General features: G+C 56.6%; 1 pseudogene. It reads left to right on the top strand.

Annotated elements, in window-relative coordinates:
* Nucleotides 1-98, top strand: a pseudogene (locus BQ8482_RS34400) (co-chaperone GroES); the annotation flags it as partial.
* Nucleotides 99-279 lie beyond the last annotated feature (181 nt).

Here is a 279-nt window from a genome sequence, read left to right as displayed (position 1 = left end):
GCATCCTGTTCGGCAAGTGGTCGGGCACCGAAGTCAAGCTCAATGGCGAAGACCTTCTGATCATGAAGGAATCCGACATCATGGGCATCATCGGCTGAATATCGGCCTCACCGTCACTTAAATCTTCGGGCTCAATTCAAGCCCCTGCCAGGAGCTAAAAATGGCTGCCAAAGACGTAAAATTTTCCCGCGATGCCCGTGAGCGCATGCTGCGCGGCGTCAACATCCTCGCCGACGCAGTGAAGGTCACGCTCGGCCCCAAGGGCCGCAACGTCGTCAT

The organism is Mesorhizobium delmotii (genome assembly GCF_900149755.1).
GTDB lineage: Bacteria > Pseudomonadota > Alphaproteobacteria > Rhizobiales > Rhizobiaceae > Mesorhizobium > Mesorhizobium delmotii.
The sequence above is the reverse complement of the archived record's forward strand: the minus strand, read 5'-3'. Positions and strand labels throughout refer to the sequence as shown.